Annotated in this window: 14 protein-coding genes; 10 read left to right on the top strand and 4 right to left on the bottom strand. The window is 72.1% G+C overall.

The features are described 5' to 3' along the window. Positions 1 to 73 precede the first annotated feature (73 nt). From WMF19_RS48935 to WMF19_RS48925, 3 genes are all read left to right on the top strand, one after another. Complete coding sequence (locus WMF19_RS48935) at positions 74 to 2,737, top strand: M1 family aminopeptidase (protein WP_437896625.1); 2,664 nt, start codon at positions 74 to 76, stop codon at positions 2,735 to 2,737. 44 nt (positions 2,738 to 2,781) lie between these two features. After that, positions 2,782 to 3,570 (top strand): enoyl-CoA hydratase-related protein, encoded by a 789-nt coding sequence (locus WMF19_RS48930; RefSeq protein WP_437896624.1) that lies wholly within the window; start codon positions 2,782 to 2,784, stop codon positions 3,568 to 3,570. A 104-nt stretch (positions 3,571 to 3,674) separates the two neighbouring features. Further along, the gene (locus tag WMF19_RS48925; protein WP_437896623.1) at positions 3,675 to 4,550 is read left to right on the top strand and encodes a hypothetical protein; all 876 of its coding nucleotides are present in this window, start codon (positions 3,675 to 3,677) and stop codon (positions 4,548 to 4,550) included. A 49-nt stretch (positions 4,551 to 4,599) separates the two neighbouring features. On the opposite strand, the gene WMF19_RS48920 is transcribed toward WMF19_RS48925, so the two are convergent. From WMF19_RS48920 to WMF19_RS48910, 3 genes are all read right to left on the bottom strand, one after another. Next, positions 4,600 to 6,744 carry a hypothetical protein gene (locus WMF19_RS48920; protein WP_437896622.1) on the bottom strand — a complete coding sequence of 715 codons (2,145 nt, stop codon included), beginning with the start codon at positions 6,742 to 6,744 and terminating at the stop codon, positions 4,600 to 4,602. After that, positions 6,728 to 8,059, bottom strand: a complete 1,332-nt coding sequence (locus WMF19_RS48915) for a hypothetical protein (protein WP_437896621.1) — start codon at positions 8,057 to 8,059, stop codon at positions 6,728 to 6,730. Before WMF19_RS48915 ends, WMF19_RS48920 begins: the two co-directional genes overlap by 17 nt. Before the next feature lie 498 nt (positions 8,060 to 8,557). After that, positions 8,558 to 9,709, bottom strand: a complete 1,152-nt coding sequence (locus tag WMF19_RS48910; RefSeq protein ID WP_437896620.1) for an FAD:protein FMN transferase — start codon at positions 9,707 to 9,709, stop codon at positions 8,558 to 8,560. A 179-nt stretch (positions 9,710 to 9,888) separates the two neighbouring features. On the opposite strand from WMF19_RS48910, the gene WMF19_RS48905 reads away from it, so the two are divergent. Further along, positions 9,889 to 11,076: a M20 family metallopeptidase gene (locus tag WMF19_RS48905; protein WP_437896619.1), complete on the top strand. Its 1,188-nt coding sequence runs from the start codon at positions 9,889 to 9,891 to the stop codon at positions 11,074 to 11,076. Positions 11,077 to 11,083: 7 nt separating this feature from the next. On the opposite strand, the gene WMF19_RS48900 is transcribed toward WMF19_RS48905, so the two are convergent. Further along, positions 11,084 to 11,668, bottom strand: a complete 585-nt coding sequence (locus tag WMF19_RS48900; RefSeq protein ID WP_272096334.1) for a hypothetical protein — start codon at positions 11,666 to 11,668, stop codon at positions 11,084 to 11,086. 217 nt (positions 11,669 to 11,885) lie between these two features. Between WMF19_RS48900 and hemE the strand changes: the two genes are divergently transcribed. From hemE to WMF19_RS48870, 6 genes are all read left to right on the top strand, one after another. Beyond that, a complete protein-coding gene (gene hemE / locus WMF19_RS48895; RefSeq protein ID WP_272097932.1) occupies positions 11,886 to 12,935 on the top strand; it encodes a uroporphyrinogen decarboxylase in 1,050 nt (349 codons plus the stop codon). Positions 12,936 to 13,013: 78 nt separating this feature from the next. Next, a complete protein-coding gene (locus WMF19_RS48890; RefSeq protein WP_437896618.1) occupies positions 13,014 to 13,799 on the top strand; it encodes a class II glutamine amidotransferase in 786 nt (261 codons plus the stop codon). A 1,200-nt stretch (positions 13,800 to 14,999) separates the two neighbouring features. After that, positions 15,000 to 15,899 (top strand): GGDEF domain-containing protein, encoded by a 900-nt coding sequence (locus WMF19_RS48885; protein WP_012241235.1) that lies wholly within the window; start codon positions 15,000 to 15,002, stop codon positions 15,897 to 15,899. Between the two features lie 43 nt (positions 15,900 to 15,942). Beyond that, positions 15,943 to 17,304 (top strand): aspartate aminotransferase family protein, encoded by a 1,362-nt coding sequence (locus WMF19_RS48880; protein WP_437896617.1) that lies wholly within the window; start codon positions 15,943 to 15,945, stop codon positions 17,302 to 17,304. A 48-nt stretch (positions 17,305 to 17,352) separates the two neighbouring features. Next, entirely contained in the window at positions 17,353 to 18,552 is a 1,200-nt protein-coding gene (locus WMF19_RS48875; RefSeq protein WP_437896616.1) for an acyl-protein synthetase, read from the top strand. Then, the gene (locus WMF19_RS48870; RefSeq protein ID WP_437896615.1) at positions 18,552 to 19,676 is read left to right on the top strand and encodes an acyl-CoA reductase; all 1,125 of its coding nucleotides are present in this window, start codon (positions 18,552 to 18,554) and stop codon (positions 19,674 to 19,676) included. The genes WMF19_RS48875 and WMF19_RS48870 overlap by 1 nt, the downstream gene beginning before the upstream one ends. The last annotated feature ends 75 nt before the right edge of the window (positions 19,677 to 19,751 follow it).

Raw genomic sequence — 19,751 nt, 5'->3', positions numbered from 1 at the left:
CGGCCGGCGGCCCGCCCCCGCGCACGAGTTCTTGCTTGCAGCGCCGGGCGCCGCGCGGGGAAACTCCGCGGAGATGTCCCTAGAGTACCGGCTCCACTCGCGCTGCGCCTGCGGCTCCGTGCTGTCGTCGTCCGAGTTCGCGGCCGCGTCCCGCCCCTTCACGCTGGCCGGGACGAGGCGCGTCTACGAGCGCTCGCGCCCCTTCACGATCCGGCACATCGCCCTCGATCTCGCGCTCGACGTCGAGTCGCGCTCGATCCGCGGCACGGCGCGGCTCGACGCGGTCCGCGTCGACCCCGGCGCGCGCGAGATCGCGCTCGACGCCATCGGCTTCGACCTCGAGGCGGTCGAGATCAGCGCCGGGGCCGGGCGCGCCGCGAAGCCCAGGCGCGGCGCGGGCAAGGCGGCGGGCGGCGCGTTCCACCCGGCCGAGCACACGTACGACGGCGAGACGCTCCGCGTCGTCGTGCCGCTCGACGAGGCCGAGGCGTCGATCCTGGTCCGGTACCGGGCGACGCCGCGGCGGGGGATCTACTTCCTCCAGCCGGACGAGCACGTCCCCGATCGCCCGCGCCAGGTCTGGACGCAGTGTCAGGACGAGGACGCGCGCCACATCTTCCCGTGCATCGACAAGCCCCACATCAAGCAGACGACCGAGCTCCGCGCGCAGGTGCCGCCGGGCTGGTACTGCCTGTCGAACGGCGAGCTCGAGGGCGACGCGAGATCGCAGAAGGAGGGCGTCTATCACTACCGGCTGGACGAGCCTCACCCGAGCTACCTGTTCACGCTCGTGGCGGGCGAGTTCGCCCGCATCGACGGCGCGGCGCTCGACGTCCCGCTCGCGTACTTCGTGCCGAAGGGGCGCGAGGAGGACGGCCGCCGCACGTTCGCGCGCACGCCGGACATGATCCGCCACTTCAGCGAGAAGCTCGGCGTCAAATATCCTTTCCGCCGCTACGCGCAGGTGGTGGTGAGCGACTTCATCTTCGGAGGGATGGAGAACACGACCGCCACCACGATGTACGAGCACATCCTGCTCGACGAGCGGGCGGCGCTCGACATCTCGTCGGACGATCTCATCGCCCACGAGCTCGCGCACCAGTGGTTCGGCGATCTCGTGACCTGCCGCGACTGGTCGCACGGCTGGCTCAACGAGGGATTCGCGACGTTCATGGAGCACGTCTATCGGGAGCACCACCTCGGCGCCGACGAGTACGATCACGGCCTGAAGGCCGATCTCGACTCGTACCTTGGCGAGGCGCGCGGGCGGTACCGGCGGCCCATCGTCTGTCAGGACTACGACGCGCCGCTCGACGTCTTCGATCGACACCTCTACGAGAAGGGCGGGCTCGTGCTCCACCTGCTCCGCCGGGAGCTCGGGGACGAGCTCTTCTGGCGCGGGGTGAGCACCTACCTGACGCGCCACGCGCGGGGGGTCGTGGAGACACGGGATCTCGCCCGCGCGCTCGAGGACGTGAGCGGCAAATCGCTGGAGCGCTTCTTCGAGCAGTGGGTCTTCCGCGCCGGGCACCCCGAGCTCGACGTGAAGATCGAGATCGAGGGCGACCAGTGCACCGTGACGGTGAAGCAGGCGCAGGCGGCCGGGCAGCCCAGCCGGGAGCACGCGCTCCAGCCGGACGCCTCGACGCCGCCCGCCTTCGCGTTCGACCTGGTGCTCGATTTCGGCTTCACGGAGGGCAAGGGCTCGATCACGCGGCGCGAGGTACGGCGCGTGGATCAGGCGGCGCACACGTTCGTCATCCCGCTCCCGCGGCGGCCTCGCTTCGTGGTGGTGGATCCGGACCTCAGGATCCTGGGCGAGGTCAGGGTCGACGCGCCCGGCGATCTCCTGCGGGCGCAGCTCGCCCACGCGCCCACGGCGCGCGGCCGCATGCTCGCCGCGAAGCCGCTCTCGCGGCGCGACGACCCACCGACGGCGCGGGCGCTCGGGCAGTCGCTCTCCGACGCAAACGAGTTCTGGGGGGTGCGCGCCGCCGCCGCGGCCGCGCTCGGCGCGCTCCAGTCGAGCGCGGCGTTCGCGCTGCTCGAGGGCAGCGCGGGCGTGGAGCACCCGAAGGTGCGCCGGGCGGTCGCGAGCGCGCTCGGCAACTTCAGGTCGGCGAAGGCGGCCGAGGTCCTCGGCAAGCTCGCTTTGCGCGACGCGAGCTACCTGGTGCAGGCCGAGGCGGCGCGGGCGCTCGGGGCCACGCGGCAGAGCTCGGGGTTCGAGACGCTCGTCGATCTCCTGGATCGTCCCTCGTGGGGCGAGGTCATCCGCTGCGGCGTGATCGACGGGCTGGCCAACCTGCGGGACGAGCGCGCGGTGCCGCACCTGACGGCCCGCACGCGCTACGGCGTCCCGACGCGGGGGCGGCGGGCTGCGATCATGGCGTTGCCGAAGCTCTCCAGCGATCGGCGGACGCGCGAGCTCCTCGAGGAGCTCCTCGATCAGCCGGATCCGTACCTCCGGGTCGACGTCGCGCGCGCGCTGGGCGATCTCGGCGACGGCCGGTCGCGGGGCGCGCTCCAGCGGCAGCTCGACCGCGATCTCGACGGCCGGGTGCGGCGCCGGATCCGCGAGGTCCTGCGCGATCTCGGCGGGGCGGGCAAGCGCGAGCTGGATCGGCTGCGGGACGAGCTCGAGACGCTGCGGCGCGACAACGCGGAGATCAGGGCGCGGCTGGGCAAGCTCGAGGCGGCGAGCACCAAGGCCAAAAAGGCGGCCGACGCCAAGTGAGCGAGCCCCTTTGCCGCGCCGCCGCGGTCGGCTAGGCAAGCTCCATGTCGGAAGCCCCTCCCGTGAAGCTCGACCGGCGCGGCGCGGTCGCGGTGCTCACCATCGATCGGGCGGATCGCCGCAACGCGCTCTCCCGGGACGCGCTGCTCACCTTCGGCCGCCTCGGGCGCGAGCTCGTGGACGACCCGGAGGTGCGCGCGATCGTGATCACGGGCGCCGGGGACAAGGCGTTCTGCGCCGGCGCCGACCTCAAGGAGCGGCAGGGCATGCGCCCCGACGACGTCCGGCGCCAGGTGGGCCTGTACCGGACGGAGCTCGGGGTGCTCGCGCGGAGCCCCAAGCCGGTGATCGCGGCCATCAACGGCGTCGCCTTCGGCGGCGGGCTGGAGCTCGCGTTGATCTGCGATCTCCGGGTGGCGGCGCCGCACGCCGAGCTCGCGCTGCCGGAGACGTCGCTCGGCATCATCCCGGGCGCGGGCGGCACGCAGCGGCTGCCGCGGGTCGTCGGCGAGGCGCGGGCGAAGGAGATGATCCTGCTCGGCAGGAAGCTCACCGCGCCCGAGGCGCTCGCCTGGGGCCTCGTGAACCGGGTGTCGCCCGGAGGGACGCCGGTGGTCGACGACGCGATCGCGTGGATCGAGCCGATCGCGAGCGGCGCGCCCATCGCGCAGGCCGCGGCGCTCGGGGCGATCGACGACGGCTATGACGTGCCGCTCTCGCTCGGGCTCGAGATCGAGCGGGTCCACTACGACGAGACGCTGCGCAGCGAGGATCGGCTGGAGGCGCTGCGCGCGTTCGCCGAGAAGCGGAAGCCGGTCTACAAGGGGCGGTGAGGGCAGCGAGCGGCGGTGACGGCGCGCCGCTGGGAGCGGCCCTGCGGCGCGCGCTGGCCCGGGGGCGAAGCTCGTGTGACAGCCTTCGTGCTAGCCTTGTCCGCATGGATCCCAAGCCGACCGGTGCCGCGCTCCTGCTCGCCCCGGCCGACCGGGGCGGCGCGGCGGTGAGGCTCCCGCCTGCGGAGCCGCGGCGGGCGCATTTCCCGTCCGTCGATGAGCACCTCGTGGCGCCCGAGGTGACGCGCGACGAGTTGATCCGCGGGCGCAAGGTCGTCGCGGCGCCGGCGCTCGAGCCGCACGCGGAGCAGCAGGTGCGGCTGGATTTCCTGATCGCGCCGCACCTTCGCCCCGGCTACATCGGCGCGGCCGATCTCATCACCCGCGTCGCCGAGGGCTCGGATTTCGCCACCGACCTCTCCATCCGCAGGGCGGGGCTCGATCCGGCGACGGGACGCCGGTATCTGGAGGAGCTCTCGTTCGAGATCGTCAACGAGCAGTCGATGCAGGACGCGCGCGAGAAGGCCGAGGATCTCGTCGCCCGAGGCGTGCGCCGCGTCTTCGTCATCTTCGTCAAGCGTGACGAGGTCGCCGAGTGGTCGGCGGCTGAGGGGCGGTTCGTTCTGCTCGCGCCTGACGCGACCATCGAGGATCCGTGCTTGGTCCGTCCGGTCCCCGTCCGCGCGTTGCTCGACGGCGCGGCGGCCGAGCGCGAGGTCGTCCGCGCGCTGGAGCGCAAGGGCAACCCTGAAATCGAGGCCATCAAGGCCCGCGAGCGAAAGGCGGCGCTCGACGAGGGGCGGCGCGCGGGGCTCGACGAGGGCCAGCGAGCCGTGCTGCTGCGTCAGCTCCGGGCGCGGTTCGGAGAAGTGCCCGAGGCGAGGCGGGAGCAGGTCCTCGCTGCGTCCGGGGAGCGGCTCGCGGTATGGGCCGAGCGGATCCTCGCTGCCAGGACGCTGGAAGAGCTCTTCGAAGGCTGAAACGCCGCACATCGCGGGCGGCGCCTGCGCCTGAGCCCGCGCGCGTGGATCAACCGAGCGCGTCGATCTTGCGGGCGAGCAGCGGGAGGCGCAGCCCGAGCCCGTGCCGCTCGAGGCGCGCGCGGGCGGCGACGTAGCGCCGCTTCGCCTCGGGGCCGCGACCGCGTGCGAGGAGGATGTCGCCCATGGCCTCGAGGCAGCGCGACTCCTCGGCGGGCATGGGCATGGCGACGAAGAGGGCGTGGGCCTCCTCGGCGAGGGCGAGCGGGTCGGGGGTGGCGCTGTGCGGGGGGAGGTGAATCGCGAGATCGCGCAGGGTCTCCGCGGTGATGCGGGGGGAGCCGGTGGCGGCGAGGCTCTCGCGGAGCGCGGCGAGGTGTGGCTCGATGACGGCGGGAGCTTGGCCCTGGAGGACGAGGGCGCGGACGCGGGCGGAGCGGAGCCGCGCGAGTTCCACGAGAAAGCCGCGCGCCTCGGCCTCCTTCTCCGTCTCGGCGAGGGTGGTCAGGGCCCCGTCAAGCTTGCCGGATTGGACGAGGTGCTCGCCAAGGCGGCGGCCGCATTCTGCGATGAGATCCGGGTAGACAGCGCGGGCCTTATCGAGGGCCTGTGCACTGGCGTCAGCTGCCTGGTCCAACGTGCCGGGCGTGGCGGCCAGGAGCCGCGGGCGGAGGGTCAGAAATTGAATCGGGTACCAGGACGGACCGTCGGCACCAGCGATCGCCTGGACGGCGTCTCGTACCTCATCGAGCTCGACCCGGGCAGCTTCTAGTTCTCTCTCGCCAAGCCGCTCCGCCTCACGCATAGAGACGAGGGCGTCGATCGACGCCTCGTACATGTCGATCAGCCGTCCATCCTGCTTCCGAGCCGTCGCTGCAGCGATCGCTTGTCGAAGGGTTCGGAAACACGCTTCGACGTCCCCCCGGGCCATGGCAAGCTGAGCTCGCGCATAGAGTGAGACGGTAACATCCGCGGCTGCGCGTACCAACCCTGTCGCTATCTCCCTCTCAGCCGCCTCCAACTCTCCAGTCAAGATCGCACAATTCACCAAGCTCAGACAATCGGATTCCAGATCTCCACCATCACTGGACACGAGGGCCATCGCTTCGCGGTACCTGGCCTCTGCAAGAACAAAGTTCCCAGCAGCTTCCGCGATGTCTCCCTGATGAGAAATTTTCAATGCGGAATTGAAGCTGCTCTGTTCCTTGATAGTTCGGCACTCTTCAGAAAGAGTGCGTGCACGCGTCAAGTCACCGAGCGCAAGAGCGACACTGCATGCGGAGCGCAACGCCTGAGATCTATTTTTAGGAGCGAGGCCGTAAGTACGCACTAAGCGTAGCGACTCGGTGGTGGCCGAACAATCGTGCCCCGCGAAGGGACCCGGAAATGCAGACATGAACTGCGCTCGCCACGGCAGGCCTCTTGCGAGCGAGATCGGGTCAAGCTCCGCCAACCCACGCCGGACCCAATAGAGCTCCTGAGACTTCTCCCCTCCGGCGCTCGCAATGGCCGCAAGCGCCCAGCACAATCTCACACGGTTCTCCTGCGAGTCCTCGTTTCCTGTCGGAGGGAGCGCCAGTAGTGCCCTCTTCGCCACCTCCTCAGCCTCGATTGGCCGCCCGCTCATTCTGAGCGCCTCCGCGAGGGTGTATCCCGCGCCCGCCCGCTCCAGCGGCGTCCGTGCGCGCCGGAGCTGCCGTCTGGCCCGCGCCACCCGCTCCGGCTCCTCACCTCCCGGGAGCGGCAACGGCCCGCCGTCCCCGCGCACCAGCACCACGCTCTCGCGGAACGCGTACGCGTCCGGCGCGAGCTCCCGCAACTTGCGCAGCCCCTCGGCATCCTCCAGCCACAGCACCACCGGCGAGCCCGAGAGCAGCTTCTCCCGGTGCCAGTTCAACGCCTCGAGTACCCCGTCTAGGTTGCCCGCGACCGAAAGCGCGCGCACGCACACGCGATCGACTGGCCTCTCCAGCGCGGCGAGCACCTCCTCCGGCTGGCGCACCTCCTCCGGGTCCGGCACCTCGATGCCGCCCGCGCTCCTCCGCAGAACCTCCGTCGCCTGCGCGTGCAGCGCCGTCTCGCAGACGACGATGACGAACGCTTCCCCGGCGCTCCCGAGCGCCTTCCCCGCGCGCTCGAGCTGCTGCTCGTCCGCGCGGAGGAGCCGCGGCCCGTCGCTAGGCGTGGTGGGCATCCGTCTTCTGATGCTCCTCGAGGAGCTTCCAGAGGAGCGGGTGCGCGTCGAACCACGCCGAGCCGTTGAACGACTCGATGATGCGCGACAGGTCGAGGTAGCGCCGGTCCTCCGCCGAGCGGAGCTCGTTCGTGCGGTGCGCGTGCGCGAGCGCCTCGTAGTCGGGGCCGTACAGCCCGACCGACTCCTTCAGCCGCGCGTCGTTCAACGCGTAGGTCATGGCGATCGTGTCGAGCACCGGCTGCTCGTTGTACGTCGCCATCTGCACGCCCTCGCGCAGCATGCGGAAGAAGTCGCGCAGCACGCCGCCCGAGTACATCGCGGCGAGCCGCACCACGTCGGGCTCGATGAGGCTCGGGTCGACCCGGTGCCGTACCAGCTCATGGAAGAAGCCCAGGCGGTCATCGAGGAAGGCATCCTCGGGCCTGAACGTGCCCGGAGCCCTGCCGAGGACGCGGATCGGGCAGAGGTGCTCGACGTTGTGGCGGATGTCGGACCGGCTCTCGCCGAACGGAACGCCCGTGGGGAGCGTGTAGACGACACGCAGCGGCGGCGCGAGCAGGGCGTTCAGGTTGGTGTCGAAGATCTCCTTCTGCGCCTCGGCGCCGCGCACCTTGTCGAGGTCGTCGACCATGACGAGCAGCTCGTTGGGCCCGTCCTCCGCGCTGAGCGCGTTCTCGATGTCGTCGACCAGCGCGGCGAGGAAGTCCTGGAGCAGGCTCTGCTGCGTCTCGCCGAAGGCCCGGAACTGCCGGCGAGCTTTCTCGCTGAGCTTGAGCTCCTGCTTGAGCTTCACCACCACGAGATCGAACTCGAGCGAGAGAGAGCCCTCCTTCCCCTGGATGCCCATGGGCTGGAAGATGCGCTCGTTGAGGTCCGCGGCGACCTTCTTCCAGCGCTTCTGCGCGGACAGCCGGTCCTTGTGGCTCTGGAACAGCGCGCCGGCGAGGCGGAAGAGGACCTGGGAGGAGTCGAGCGTGGCCCACTCCTGCTCCTCGAAGCGGAGCATGAGCACGCTGAACCGCTCCTGGATCTGCGGGTCCACCGCGAGACGACTGAGCTCTGTGCTCTTGCCGCTACCGACGTGCCCCGAGAGGAAGAGCTTCGTGTCCCGCGTGCCGGAAAGGAGCCGCTGCCGGAGCTGCTCGATCGGGCCGGGCAGCTTGAAGTTGCCTTCTCCTCGCCGCGCGGGCGGCGGCGTATAGAAGTCCGGGTCGCTCGCCACCTTCGCGCCCTGCGGATTCGTCTCCCGGAAGTCGAGCGGCCTCGGGTCGAGGACCTTGCGGGCTTGTTCCAGCGTGGTTGCGCGCGGCATGCGCGGACCGTAATGCGACGCCCTGAGGCGGGCAACCAGCCCGGCATTCCGTCCAACGGTCTGCGTCCTCGACGCACTCGGTCCACGAGAACGAGCACAGCGCCCGCGTTCTCGCCCTCGGCCCCCCACCGGAAGCTTCCGTTGCGCTCCAGAAGCTTCCGTCGCGGTAGCGAAAGCTTCCGTCGCGCTCCGGGGCACGATCTTTCGCGGGGTTAGCGGTGTCCGCCGGACGCCCGGCGCCATCGGGCGCGTCTTGGAGGTCGAAATCCCGGCAAATTCGCGCTCCGCCTCCGCGACGGAAGCTTCCGGAGCGCGACGGAAGCCTTCGTCCCCGCGACGGAAGCTTCGCGCGCCTGTCGGAAGCCTCCCTCTCCGCGTTGGAAGCCTTCAGCCCCGTCGCGGAGCCCCTCGTTCCGCCACCCAAGCCTTCGCGGCGGCCGCCGTCCTCCCCCGCGCGCCCGCCCTCCCCCGCCCGCGCGCCCCCCGCGCCAGCGCCCTCTACAGCCCCTCCGCCGGCTGCCGCAGCACCTCGACCTTGCCCTCCAGCCGCTTCGACACCCACACCTTGTTGTTCCGGTCGACGATCACCGCGCCGCAGTCCTCGATCGCCTCGACGAGCGCGAGCCCCTTCTCGGCCCCCAGGATGAACACCGCATCATCGACGGCGTCCGCTGTCAGCGCGTCCTTTGCCCAGATGGTCACGCTCCGGCTCTCGGACGCGGGGAAGCCGGTCCGCGGATCGATGATGTGGTGATAGCGCCTGCCGTCCTTGATGAAGCTCCGCTCGTAGTCGCCCGCCGTGGAGAAGGCGTGGTCCTCCACCTCGATCATCGCGAAGTAGTCGTTCGCGTCTTTGCCGCGCGGATCCCGCACCCCCGCCCTCCACGGCGACCCGTCCGGCTTCTTTCCCGCGATGTACAGGTCCCCGCCGGCCTGCACGAAGAACGACGTCAGCCCCTCCCCCCGCAGCACCCGCGCCGCGGCATCGACGGCGTAGCCCTTCGCGATCCCGCCGAGGCTCATCCGCATCCCGGGCTTCCCGAGCATCACCGTGCGCCGCGCGCGATCGATCTTGATCTGCCTGTGATCGATGAGCGCGCGCGCCCGCTCGACGTCTTCCTTGCGCGGCACGTTGTCGTCGATGTCCTCGTCGAACTTCCAGAGCCCGTGCATCGCCTCGAAGGTGACGTCGAAGACGCCCTCCGAGCGCTCGCTGATCCAGAGGCTCTTCTCGATCACGGCGAGCGACTCCGGGCTCACCTCCACCGCGCTCTTCCCGGCCGCCGCGTTGACCCGCGACAGCTCGCTGTCCGGCCGCCAGGTCGTCATGAGCCCCTCGAGCCTGCGGATCTCGGCGATCGCCTTGTCCAGCCGGGCCCTGATCGCCGCCTCATCCATCGCGTCGCTCGTGTAGGCGGCGAGGAGCAGGCTCGTGCCCATCGCCCTCGCCTCGACCGCGACGCGGGCAGGCCCGGCCTGCGCCGGAGCGGACTGAGCCGGCAGCGGCGCCACGCTCGCGGTGGCCGGCCCGGCCTCCTGGCGCGCGCGTGGGGGCGCGTCGCAGGCGGCGAGCGCGAGCGCCGCCGCGAGGAAGGGGAAGCGGGGGAAGCAGAGGAAGACGAGGAGCGGAGAACAGCGCGGTCCGTGCATTCGAGGGTCCTGGGTCCGTGAGAAGTCCCGACAGCGTGGCGGCGCGCGGGGTGCCGATGTGCGAACGAGCGAACGCGCGAACGCGCGAACGTGACCACCGTGCGGCGGCGGAGCTCCTCCGCCAGCGCCACCATGGCCCGGGCGAGCCGCGCGGATCCAGAGTAGTATCGCTCGCCCCTATGAGCCTCGACCCGAGCCGCATCCAGCGTGACATCGACGACCTCTCCCCGGATCTCCGCGAGATCGCCGCGCGCATCCACGCGCACCCGGAGCTCCGGTTCGAGGAGCACAGGGCCGCGGCCTGGCTCGCCGAGGCCGTCGAGAAGCGCGGCATCCAGGTCGAGCGCGGGCTGGCCGGCATGCCCACCTCGCTGCGCGCGCGCATCGGGCGCGGCGGGGGCCCCCACCTCGCCATCCTGGCCGAGTACGACGCGCTCCCTGAGATCGGCCACGCCTGCGGGCACAACCTGATCGCGGCGGGGGCGCTCGGCGCGTTCCTCGCGCTGGCGCGGCAGCAGGACGCCGTGGCCGGCACCATCGATCTGGTCGGGACGCCCGCCGAGGAGGGGGGCGGCGGCAAGATCAGGCTGCTCGAGGCGGGCGCCTTCGAGGGCGTCGACGCCGCGATGATGTTCCACCCGTTCGACCGCGACCTGCTCGCGCACGACACGCTGGCCAGCGTCTGGCTCGAGCTCCAGTTCCGCGGCAAGCCGTCGCACGCGGCGCTCGCGCCGTGGGACGGCCACAGCGCGCTCACGGCCTGCCTCGACACCTTCCGGCTGATCGACGGCCAGCGCGTCCACTTCCGCGATGGCGTCCGGGTGCACGGGTTCATCAAGAACGGCGGTCAGGCGGTCAACATCATCCCGGAGCTCGCCGTCGCCGAGTTCTCGGTCCGCGCCCTCGACACCGAGGAGCTCGCCCGCGTGCGGGCGATCGTGGAGCGCTGCGCCCGCGGCGCGGCCATGGCGAGCGGGGTCGAGCTCACGCTCGTCGATCAGGGCGGCTACAAGAACATGGTCAACAACCGGAAGATGGCGCGCCGCTTCGGCGAGCACCTGCGCGCCCTCGGCCGCTCGCCGATCGAGATGGACCCCGCCGTCGGCACCGGCTCGACCGACATGGGCGACGTGTCCCACGCGCTCCCCGCCATCCATCCGTGGATCGCGATCTGCGGCAAGGGAGAGACGACCTGCCACCAGCACGCGTTCGCCTCGCGCGCTGCGAGCCCCGCCGGCCAGGACTCGATGCTGATCGCCGCCAAGGCCATGGCGATGACGTGCGCGGATCTCCTGCTCGACCCCGAGCTGCGGCAGGGCGTGCGCGAGGAGTTCGCGCAGCGGAAGGCCGGGGCGAGCGCGCGCTAGGGCCTGCTCAGCCGTCGTCCTGAAGGGGGTTCCCGAGGTCGTCCATCAGCCCGGTTCCCCCCTCGACCGGGATCGCCCGCGCCAGGGCGACCCGCTCCAGCATCACCGACAGCGCGATCTTGTCTCCGACGTCCGGCAGCCAGGTGCGGGACCCATCCCAGAGATCGAGCCGGATGTTGCTCGCCGGCACGCTCCCGCCGACCGCCGCCGCGCCCCCGGCGCGCGCCTGCGCGGAGGGCACCGCCATCCGGTCGATCTGCGACCAGGCGAAGCGCCGCACGCGCGGCACGCCGAAGGTGAGCAGCTCGCGCAGCTCGATCCCGTCCGGGTGCACGACGACCCCCCGCATCTGCTCGCGCAGCACCATCGCCACCGCGCTCACGCACAGGACGATGGCGCAAACGCTGGAGGAGACGAGCCGGTGGCGATCGCCCTCGACGACGTACTGGAAGAGCCGGGAGCTCGACGGAGCGTTCTGGCCATAGAAGATCACCCCCGAGACGCCGAGGGCGAAGGTCAGGTAAAGCAGCGCCGGGAGGCGCTCCTTCAGCGGCGGCCCGAACGCGATGCGCTTCTCGGGCCTGTACGTCATGTCAAAGCCGGGAGGTCTGGAGGGACGCGCCATAGGCCCCTAGTCTACACGGAGGGGGAGCCGACGCTTGGGTCCGCCCCCTCGACCGGGCCGCCTCGGGCGCGGCCGCGCCGCGCTCCCGGCGAGCCGCGCGCGAGCGATGGGCTGAAACCCATTGCCGGGCGATGGCTGAACGGACATGAAGGGGCGTCCCGTCGACCCCCTCCTGGAGCCTTCCATGCACGATCGCTTCCTGCGCGCCTGCCGGCGTGAGCCGACCGATGTCACGCCCGTGTGGTTCATGCGCCAGGCCGGCCGGTACATGGCCGAGTACCGGGAGCTCAGGAAGAAGTACACGCTCCTCGAGATCTGCAAGACGCCCGAGCTCGCGCTCGAGGTGACGCTCCAGCCGCTGCGGCTCGGGATGGACGCGGCGATCCTCTTCGCCGACATCCTCCTGCCGCTCGAGCCGATGGGCGCCCCCTTCGAGTTCGCGAAGGGCGAGGGCCCGGTGATCCACGAGCCCGTGCGCGATCGGGCCGGCATCGAGCGGCTGCGGGTGTTCGAGCCCGAGGAGGGCCTCGGCTACGTGCTCGACGCCGTGCGCCTCATCCGCAAGGAGCTCGACGGCAAGACGCCGCTCATCGGCTTCGCCGGCGCGCCGTTCACCATGGCGAGCTACCTCGTCGAGGGGGGCAAGTCGAGCGACTACCGGCTCACGAAGCAGCTGATGTGGAGCGACCCCGAGGCGTGGTCGGCGCTGATGGGCAAGATCTCGGAGGTCGTCCGCCGCCTGTTGCGCGCGCAGGTCGCCGCGGGCGCCCAGGCGGTGCAGCTGTTCGACTCGTGGGTCGGCTCGCTCTCGATCGACGACTACCGCGAGCACGTGCAGCCGCACGTGCGGCACATCCTCCGCGACCTCGAGGCGACGGGGGTCCCGGTCATCCACTTCGGCACGAACACAGGGGCGCTCCTGGAGGCGCAGCGCGACGCCGGCGGCACGGTGATCGGCGTCGACTGGCGCACGCCGCTCGACAAGGCGTGGCAGCGCATCGGGTACGATCGCGCGGTGCAGGGCAACCTCGACCCGCTGCTGCTCTGCGCGCCGCGCGCCGTCGCCGAGCGCCGCGCGCGCGCGGTGCTCGCGGAGGCCGGCGGGCGCGCCGGGCACATCTTCAACCTCGGCCACGGCATCATCCCCGAGACGCCGGTCGATACGGTCAAGGCGGTCATCGATCTCGTCCACTCCATCCCGCGCGCGTCGCTCCAGGGCGAGCCGGCGCGCTGACGCCGCGCATCGCGCCGCGGCATCGACCGGGATCGGATCTCAGATCCCCTCCGGGGGTGATATGGTCCAGCCGCGAGCATGTGCGAGCTCCTCGGGATGGAGTGCAACGTCCCCACAGACATCGTCTTTTCGTTCAACGGCCTCCGGCACCGGGGCGGCCGCACAGGTCCCCACGCTGACGGTTGGGGCCTCGCGTTCTTCGAGGGGCGCGCCGCGCGCGTGTTCCTCGATCCGAGCCCCGCCGCGGAGAGCCCGCTGGCGCGATTCCTCAGCGAGACGCCCATCAAGACGCTGCTCGCGATCGGCCACATCCGGCGCCGCACCCGCGGCGACGTGCTTCTCGCCAACACGCACCCGTTCATGCGCGAGCTCTGGGGACGCCACTGGGTCTTCGCGCACAACGGCACGCTCCCTCGCGTCCGGCGCCGCGCGCTGGGCCGCTTCAACCCCATCGGAACGACCGACAGCGAGCACGCCTTCTGTTACCTGCTGGAGGGGCTCCGCAGCTCGTTCCCCGGCTATCCTCGCCGGCCCAGCGAGCTCTGGGAGGCGATCGCGGCGCTCGGCGGCGAGCTAGGGCAGGACGGGACGTTCAACTTCCTGCTCGGCGACGGGCGCCACCTCTTCGCCCGCTGCGCAACCCGGCTCTGTCACATCATCCGCAAGGCCCCCTTCGGCATCGCGACGCTCCTGGACGACGATGTCCGCGTCGACTTCTCGGCCGTCACGACCCCGAAGGATCGGATCGCGGTGGTCGCGACGAGCCCGCTCACCGCGAACGAGACCTGGACCACGGGACGACCGGGCGAGCTCTGGGTATTCGATGGCGGCGAGCTGCGCGCGACGCTGTCGTCGCTCGCCTGATCGACACCAGCGCGGTGTCCACCCCTCACGCCCGCGCCTGCGCGTCAGGGCTCGATCCGTCGATCCCGTCCTCGTGATGGGGGTCGGCCTCTCGGCGGCTTTCTCCGCAGCGGGCGCAGTGACGCTTTCCCGCCGTGGCCGGTTCCAGCAATGACGGAGCGTTGCGGCTGGCGGAGGAACGAGCTGCTCCTGGAGGCCATCGAAGGCAGGAAGCGCGCTGCCGTGCCGCGGCCTGGAGATGGGCACGGCAGCCTGAAAAGAAAAACGCCGCGACGGACCTGGGGGGGGAAGGTCTCCGCCGCGACGCAGGTCTATCCTACGCACCCTGTGTGCCAAGTCAACTGACCGGCAACGCTCGCGGGAGGCCTCTGCGCTGCGGGGTCGCAGCACGCGCGGCGTGCAGCGCACGCGGTCCACGCGGCTCCGCTCCGTTCCGCGCCGTTCCGCACCGCTCGCGACGTTCTTCTCGGCTTCGCTCGGTTCCGCTCCGCTCCGGTTCCGCTCCGTTCCGTGCCGCTTCGCTCGGTTCCGGTCCGCTGCGTTCCGCTTCGCTCAGTTCAGCGTTGTGATGCGCCCTCGTTTTGAGGCAGAACTCACAGAGCCTCGTCCCCGCAGAACGCGGACATGCCAGGCGAACAAACACATCGTGTTCCAGCAAACCATTCTCTCCCTTGCCGGCTCAATCGCTCGCCGGACGGGTGGCGGCGCGCTCGGGAAACGCATAGAGAGACCCGCGTCCTCGGCAGCTCGGGCTGCACAAGAGGAAAGAGATGGGGCGTCAACTGCGATAACAGCGCACAGCGCCCCACAAGGTGCATCGGCGAGCACCGGCGGTGCGGCGCGGCGTGAGCGGCAGCGAACAGCGGCGAGGGGGCGGACGGCGTGCGGGGAACAAGCCGAGAACGTGGAAGGGCGCAACGGACGCAACCGACGCAACCGACACGACCGACGCGACCGAGCGCAGAAGGCGACGTAGGCCGTTGTCGGGTCGGGAAGGCGGAGGAAGCACTGAAGACGGCTCCGCCCGGATGGCCGTCTTGACGGGAGTCGGGGCATGTCAGTACGCTTTGACGTTGGGCGAGCTAGGGCATATCGAACCGTTGCATCGCGACCGAAGAGCCACGCCCGGGTAGGTTCCGTCTCGGGAAGAGCTCGAACGATGTCGAGGCTAGGTCGCACGACGGGTTGGGCTGAGCGCGCGTGAGTGACTTCGACGAAAAGACTCGTGTAACGCAGGTGGTCCAGCCCCCACCGGGCGGCGGCAGCAAGAACACGACCGACTGCCTGGTCGTGATCTACACGAAGGAGCCCACGCTGCTCGGCAAGCGGTTCGTGCTGGAGAACAACCCGACGCGGGTCGGTCGCGGCGCGGACAACCACATCGTGCTCGACGGCGACTCCGTGTCACGAAGGCACGCCCATTTCGAGCAGCGGCCGAGCGCCTGGATGGTCGTCGACGATGGGAGCACCAACGGGACGTACTGCAACGATGAGCAGATCTCCCGCGAGGTGGTGCTGAAGAACGGAGACCGGGTGAAGATCGGCCCCACGATCTTCAAGTTCCTGTCCGGCGCCGACGTGGAGGCGCAATACCACGAAGAGATCTACCGGATGACCATCATCGATGGTCTCACGCAGATCCACAACAAGCGCTACCTCTACGAGGCGCTCGAGCGCGAGATCATCCGCGGCCGCCGCCACGAGCGGGACCTCGCGATCCTCCTGTTCGACATCGACCACTTCAAGCGCATCAACGACGTCCACGGCCACCTGGCCGGCGACTTCGTGCTGAAGGAGGTCGCGCGCATCGTGCAGAGCCGCATTCGCCGCGACGAGGTCTTCGCGCGCTACGGCGGCGAGGAGTTCGCCATCATCCTGCCGGAGACGTCCATCGAGGGCGCGGCGGCCCTCGGCGAGACCCTTCGTCAAAAGGTCGCGGAGCACCTGTTCGTGTTCCAGGCCGACAGCATCCGGGTGACGATCAGCGTCGGCGTGGCGCTCCTCCAGGAGGGCGATCGCACAGCGAACGACCTCATCAAGCGCGCGGACGAGCGCCTCTACCACGCGAAGAACAGCGGGAGAAACCGGGTGTGCGCCTGAGCAGCCGCCCGCGGGCGCGCTAGGTTCCGGCGGAGGAAGGACGATGCCGAACAGCGATCTGCCGCTGCCGGCGGCGCCGGACGCGGGCAGCGGCTCTGAGCTGCCCGCGATCCTGTCGCCGCCGCCTGGTCCCCTGTCGCGGAGCGCCCTCGAGCGGCTCGAGCGCGTCGAGTGCCCGGCGTTCGGCCGGCGGCGCGAGGCGCGGGCGCAGAAGAGCGGCGCCGACATGCTGCCGATCGTGCTGTCGCACGGGCGCGGCGCGAACGTCTGCGACGTCGACGGGAACCGGTACGTCGACCTGTGCGCCGGCTTCGGCGCGCTGCTGCTCGGCCACGCGGCGGCGCCGGTGCGGCGCGCGGCGGAGGAGCAGCTGTCGCGGCTGACCCTCGCGCTCGGCGACGTGTACTCGGCCGACGTGAAGATCGCCCTGCTGGAGCGCCTCACGGCGCTGCACCCCGGGCCCTCGCCCATGGCGCTGCTCGGCCAGAGCGGCAGCGACGCGATCACCGCGGCCGTCAAGACGGCGGCGCTCTCGACCGGACGGCCTGGGCTCGTCGCGTTCGAGGGCGCGTACCACGGGCTCGGGTACGCGCCGCTCGCGGCGTGCGGGCTGCGGGAGAGCTACCGGGCGCCCTTCGCGGAGCAGCTCAACCGGCGCGTGACGTTCGCGCCCTACCCGCGCGACGAGGCGGGCGCCGCGCGCTCGGTCGACGCCGTCGAGCTCGCGCTGCGCGGGGGCGACGTCGGCGCGGTCCTCCTCGAGCCGATCCTCGGGCGGGGCGGCTGCGTCGTCCCGCCCGACGCGTTCCTGCACGCGGTCTGCGAAGCGGCGCACCGGCACGGGGCGCTCGTGATCGCGGACGAGATCTGGACCGGCCTCGGTCGATCAGGGGCGATGACGCGCACAGGAGAGCTCGGGGCGCCGGTCGATATCCTCTGCTTCGGCAAGGGGCTCGGCGGCGGGCTGCCCATCTCCGCGTGCGTGGCGCCCGAGCCGATCATGCGGGCGTGGGCGCGCGAGGGCGAGGTGGTCCACACCTCGACGCACTCCGGATCGCCCCTCGCGTCGAGCGCCGCGCTCGCGACGCTCGACGCCCTCGGCGAAGGCCGGCTGGCCGCGCGCTCGCGCGACGTGGGCGCTCGCTTCCAGGCGATGCTGCGGGAGGCGCTCCCGCGCAGGGCGGGCGTCGTCGACGTGCGGGGCGCGGGGCTCATGGTCGGCGTCGAGCTCGAGAGCGCCGAGCTCGGGCTCCGGGCCATGCGCGGGATGCTGGCCGAAGGGTACCTGGTCCTCACGGGCGGGGTGCGCGGCGAGACGCTGACGCTGACGCCGGCGCTCACCATCCCCGAAGCGCTGCTCTCGGCCACGGCCGGGGCGCTCGCCCGCGTGCTGCGCGCGTGTTGACGGCCTAGCGCGCGAGCGGAGCAGGACGCGCGTGCTATCCCGGTGCCCGTGGGATCGATAGACCAGAGCGAGGCGCTGCACCGCCGCGCGCGGGCGTTCATCGAGGCGTCGCTCCGCGTGGACGGGGCGGGCTCGACAGGCGCCGGCCGAGCGGCGGGTGCCTCTCCTCCGCAGGACCAGGGCGAGCGCGGGGCGCTTCCGGAGACCTTCGATGCGCTCGCGATCGCCCTGGCGAGGCACCAGGCCGCGCATTGCGCGCCGGTCGCCCGCCTCTTCGAGGCGCGCGGCGCGGACGTCGCCGCGATGGATCTCGCGGCGCAGATCCCCGCTGTGCCGTGCGACGTGTTCCGGTTCGCGCGCGTCGCGGCCCACCCGCCGGAGGCGGACGAGCGCGTCTTCCGCACGAGCGGGACCTCCCTCGGCGCGGCGTCCCGCGGCGAGCACCCGTTCCGCACGACCGCCACGTACGAGCTGGCCGCGCTCGCGTGGGGGGAGCGCCTGCTGTGGCCCGACGGCGCGCGGCTCCGGGCGATCGTCCTCGCGCCGCCGCTCCACGAGGCGCCGGACTCGTCGCTCGGGTTCATGATCGACCGCTTCGCGGCGCGCCTCTCGGGGCCGGCGAGCTGGCACGTGCGCGGCGGCGAGCTCGACGCCGCAGGGTTCGCCCGCGCGTGCGCCGAGGCGCGCGCCTCCGGCGAGCCGGCGCTCGTGCTGGGAACGTCGTTCGCCTTCGTGCACCTGATCGAGCACCTGATCGAGGCGAAGCTGCCCGAGGGCGCGGCGCTGCTGCCCGAAGGGAGCCGGGTCATGCAGACCGGCGGCTACAAGGGCCGCTCGCGCGAGGTGCCCGCGGAGGAGCTGCGGGCGTCGATCGCGCGGGTGCTGGGGGTGCCCCTCTCGCACGTGGTGAGCGAGTACGGCATGACCGAGCTCTCCAGCCAGCTCTACGAGGGCACGCTCGCGGCGGCGCTCGCCGGCGCACCGCGCGCGGCGCCAGGATTGTACCTCGCGCCCCCCTGGACGCGCGTCACCGCGGTGGACCCCGAGACGCTCGCGCCGCTCCCTGCAGGCGCGATCGGGCTCGCGCGGATCGTCGATCTCGCGAACGTCGACTCGGCGGTCGCCATCCAGACCGCCGACCGCGTGCGCGTCACAGCGGAGGGCGTCGAGCTCCTGGGCCGCGCGTCCGGGGCGCCGCCGCGCGGCTGCTCGATCGCGATGGACCAGATGCTCGGCGGCGGCCCTTGATGATGGACGACGGCGCGGCGCGGCGCCGCCGGGTCGAGCGCGCCGTCGCCGCGGCGGCGCGGATCGCGGACGCGCGCGATCCGCTGGGCGAGGAGGCGCGCCAGCGGCTGCCTTCCACGAGCGGCCTCTCGCAGGAGGGCGTGGAGCTCGCGCTCGGCCGCCACCTCGAGATCGCGCCGAGCGATCGCGAGCTCGACGCGCTCGTGGCGGCCTCGGGTCGCGCGCGCCGCTGCCACGTGGTCCTGGCGGCCAACGTCTGCACGGCGCCGCTGCGGGCCATCGCCGTCGCGGCGGCGACAGCGCAGGAGGTCTTCGTGCGCCCGTCCCGCCGCGATCCCGTCGTCGCGGAGCTCCTCGTGCGCGCGCTGCGGGCCGACGAAGGCTTCCGCCGCGCAGGCGGGACGATCGCGCTGGTCGCGGACATCGCGCTCGGGGACGCCGGGGCGCCGGCGGCCGGCGAGGGCGTCCCCGGGGATCTGCCGCGCGCCGAGCTGCACGTCTACGGCTCGGACCAGACCGTGGCCACGCTGCGGGCCCAGGCCGGCCCGGGCGTGCTCGTGCGCGGGCACGGCGCCGGCCTGGGGCTCGCCGTCGTCGGCCTGAGCGCGAACCTCGCCGAGGCGGCGCGGGACATCGCGGCGGACGTCGTGCCGTTCGATCAGCGCGGCTGCCTGTCGCCGCGCTTCGTGCTGGTGGAAGGCCCGGCCGAGCGCGCGGAGGCGCTCGCGCGCGCCCTGCACGAGGCGCTCGAAGAGCTGGGCGCGCGCGTCCCGCGCGGGCCGCTCGACGGCGCCGCCCGCGCGGAGGTGACCATGTACCGGGCCACGCTCGAGGCCGTGGGCTCGTTCCGGGAAGGTCGAGGGCACGGGGTCGGCCTGGATCCGGCGCCGCGATCGCTGCTGCTGCCGCCCGCGGCGCGCGTGGTCCACGTGGCGGCGAGCAGCGCCGAGGCCGCGCCGGCGCTGCTCGCGCCGATCCGCGGCGCGATCACCGCGATCGGCGCGGGCGGAGCCGGGCCGCTCACGCGCGCGGCGGCCGCGGCAGCCCCGCGCGCGCGGCTCTCTGCGCTCGGGTGGATGCAGCGCCCGCCCCTCGACGGACCCGTCGACCTGCGGACGCCCTGACCTCCGGCTGCCCACCCGCGCTCTCGCCGCGCGGGCGGCTCGCAGCGAGCGCGCACATCGCGCGGCCGCGCCGTC

The sequence above is a fragment of the Sorangium sp. So ce124 genome, assembly GCF_051525235.1.
Classification (GTDB): domain Bacteria; phylum Myxococcota_A; class Polyangia; order Polyangiales; family Polyangiaceae; genus Sorangium; species Sorangium atrum.
Note: the sequence above shows the minus strand (reverse complement) of the source record. Positions and strands in the feature narration are given on the sequence as shown.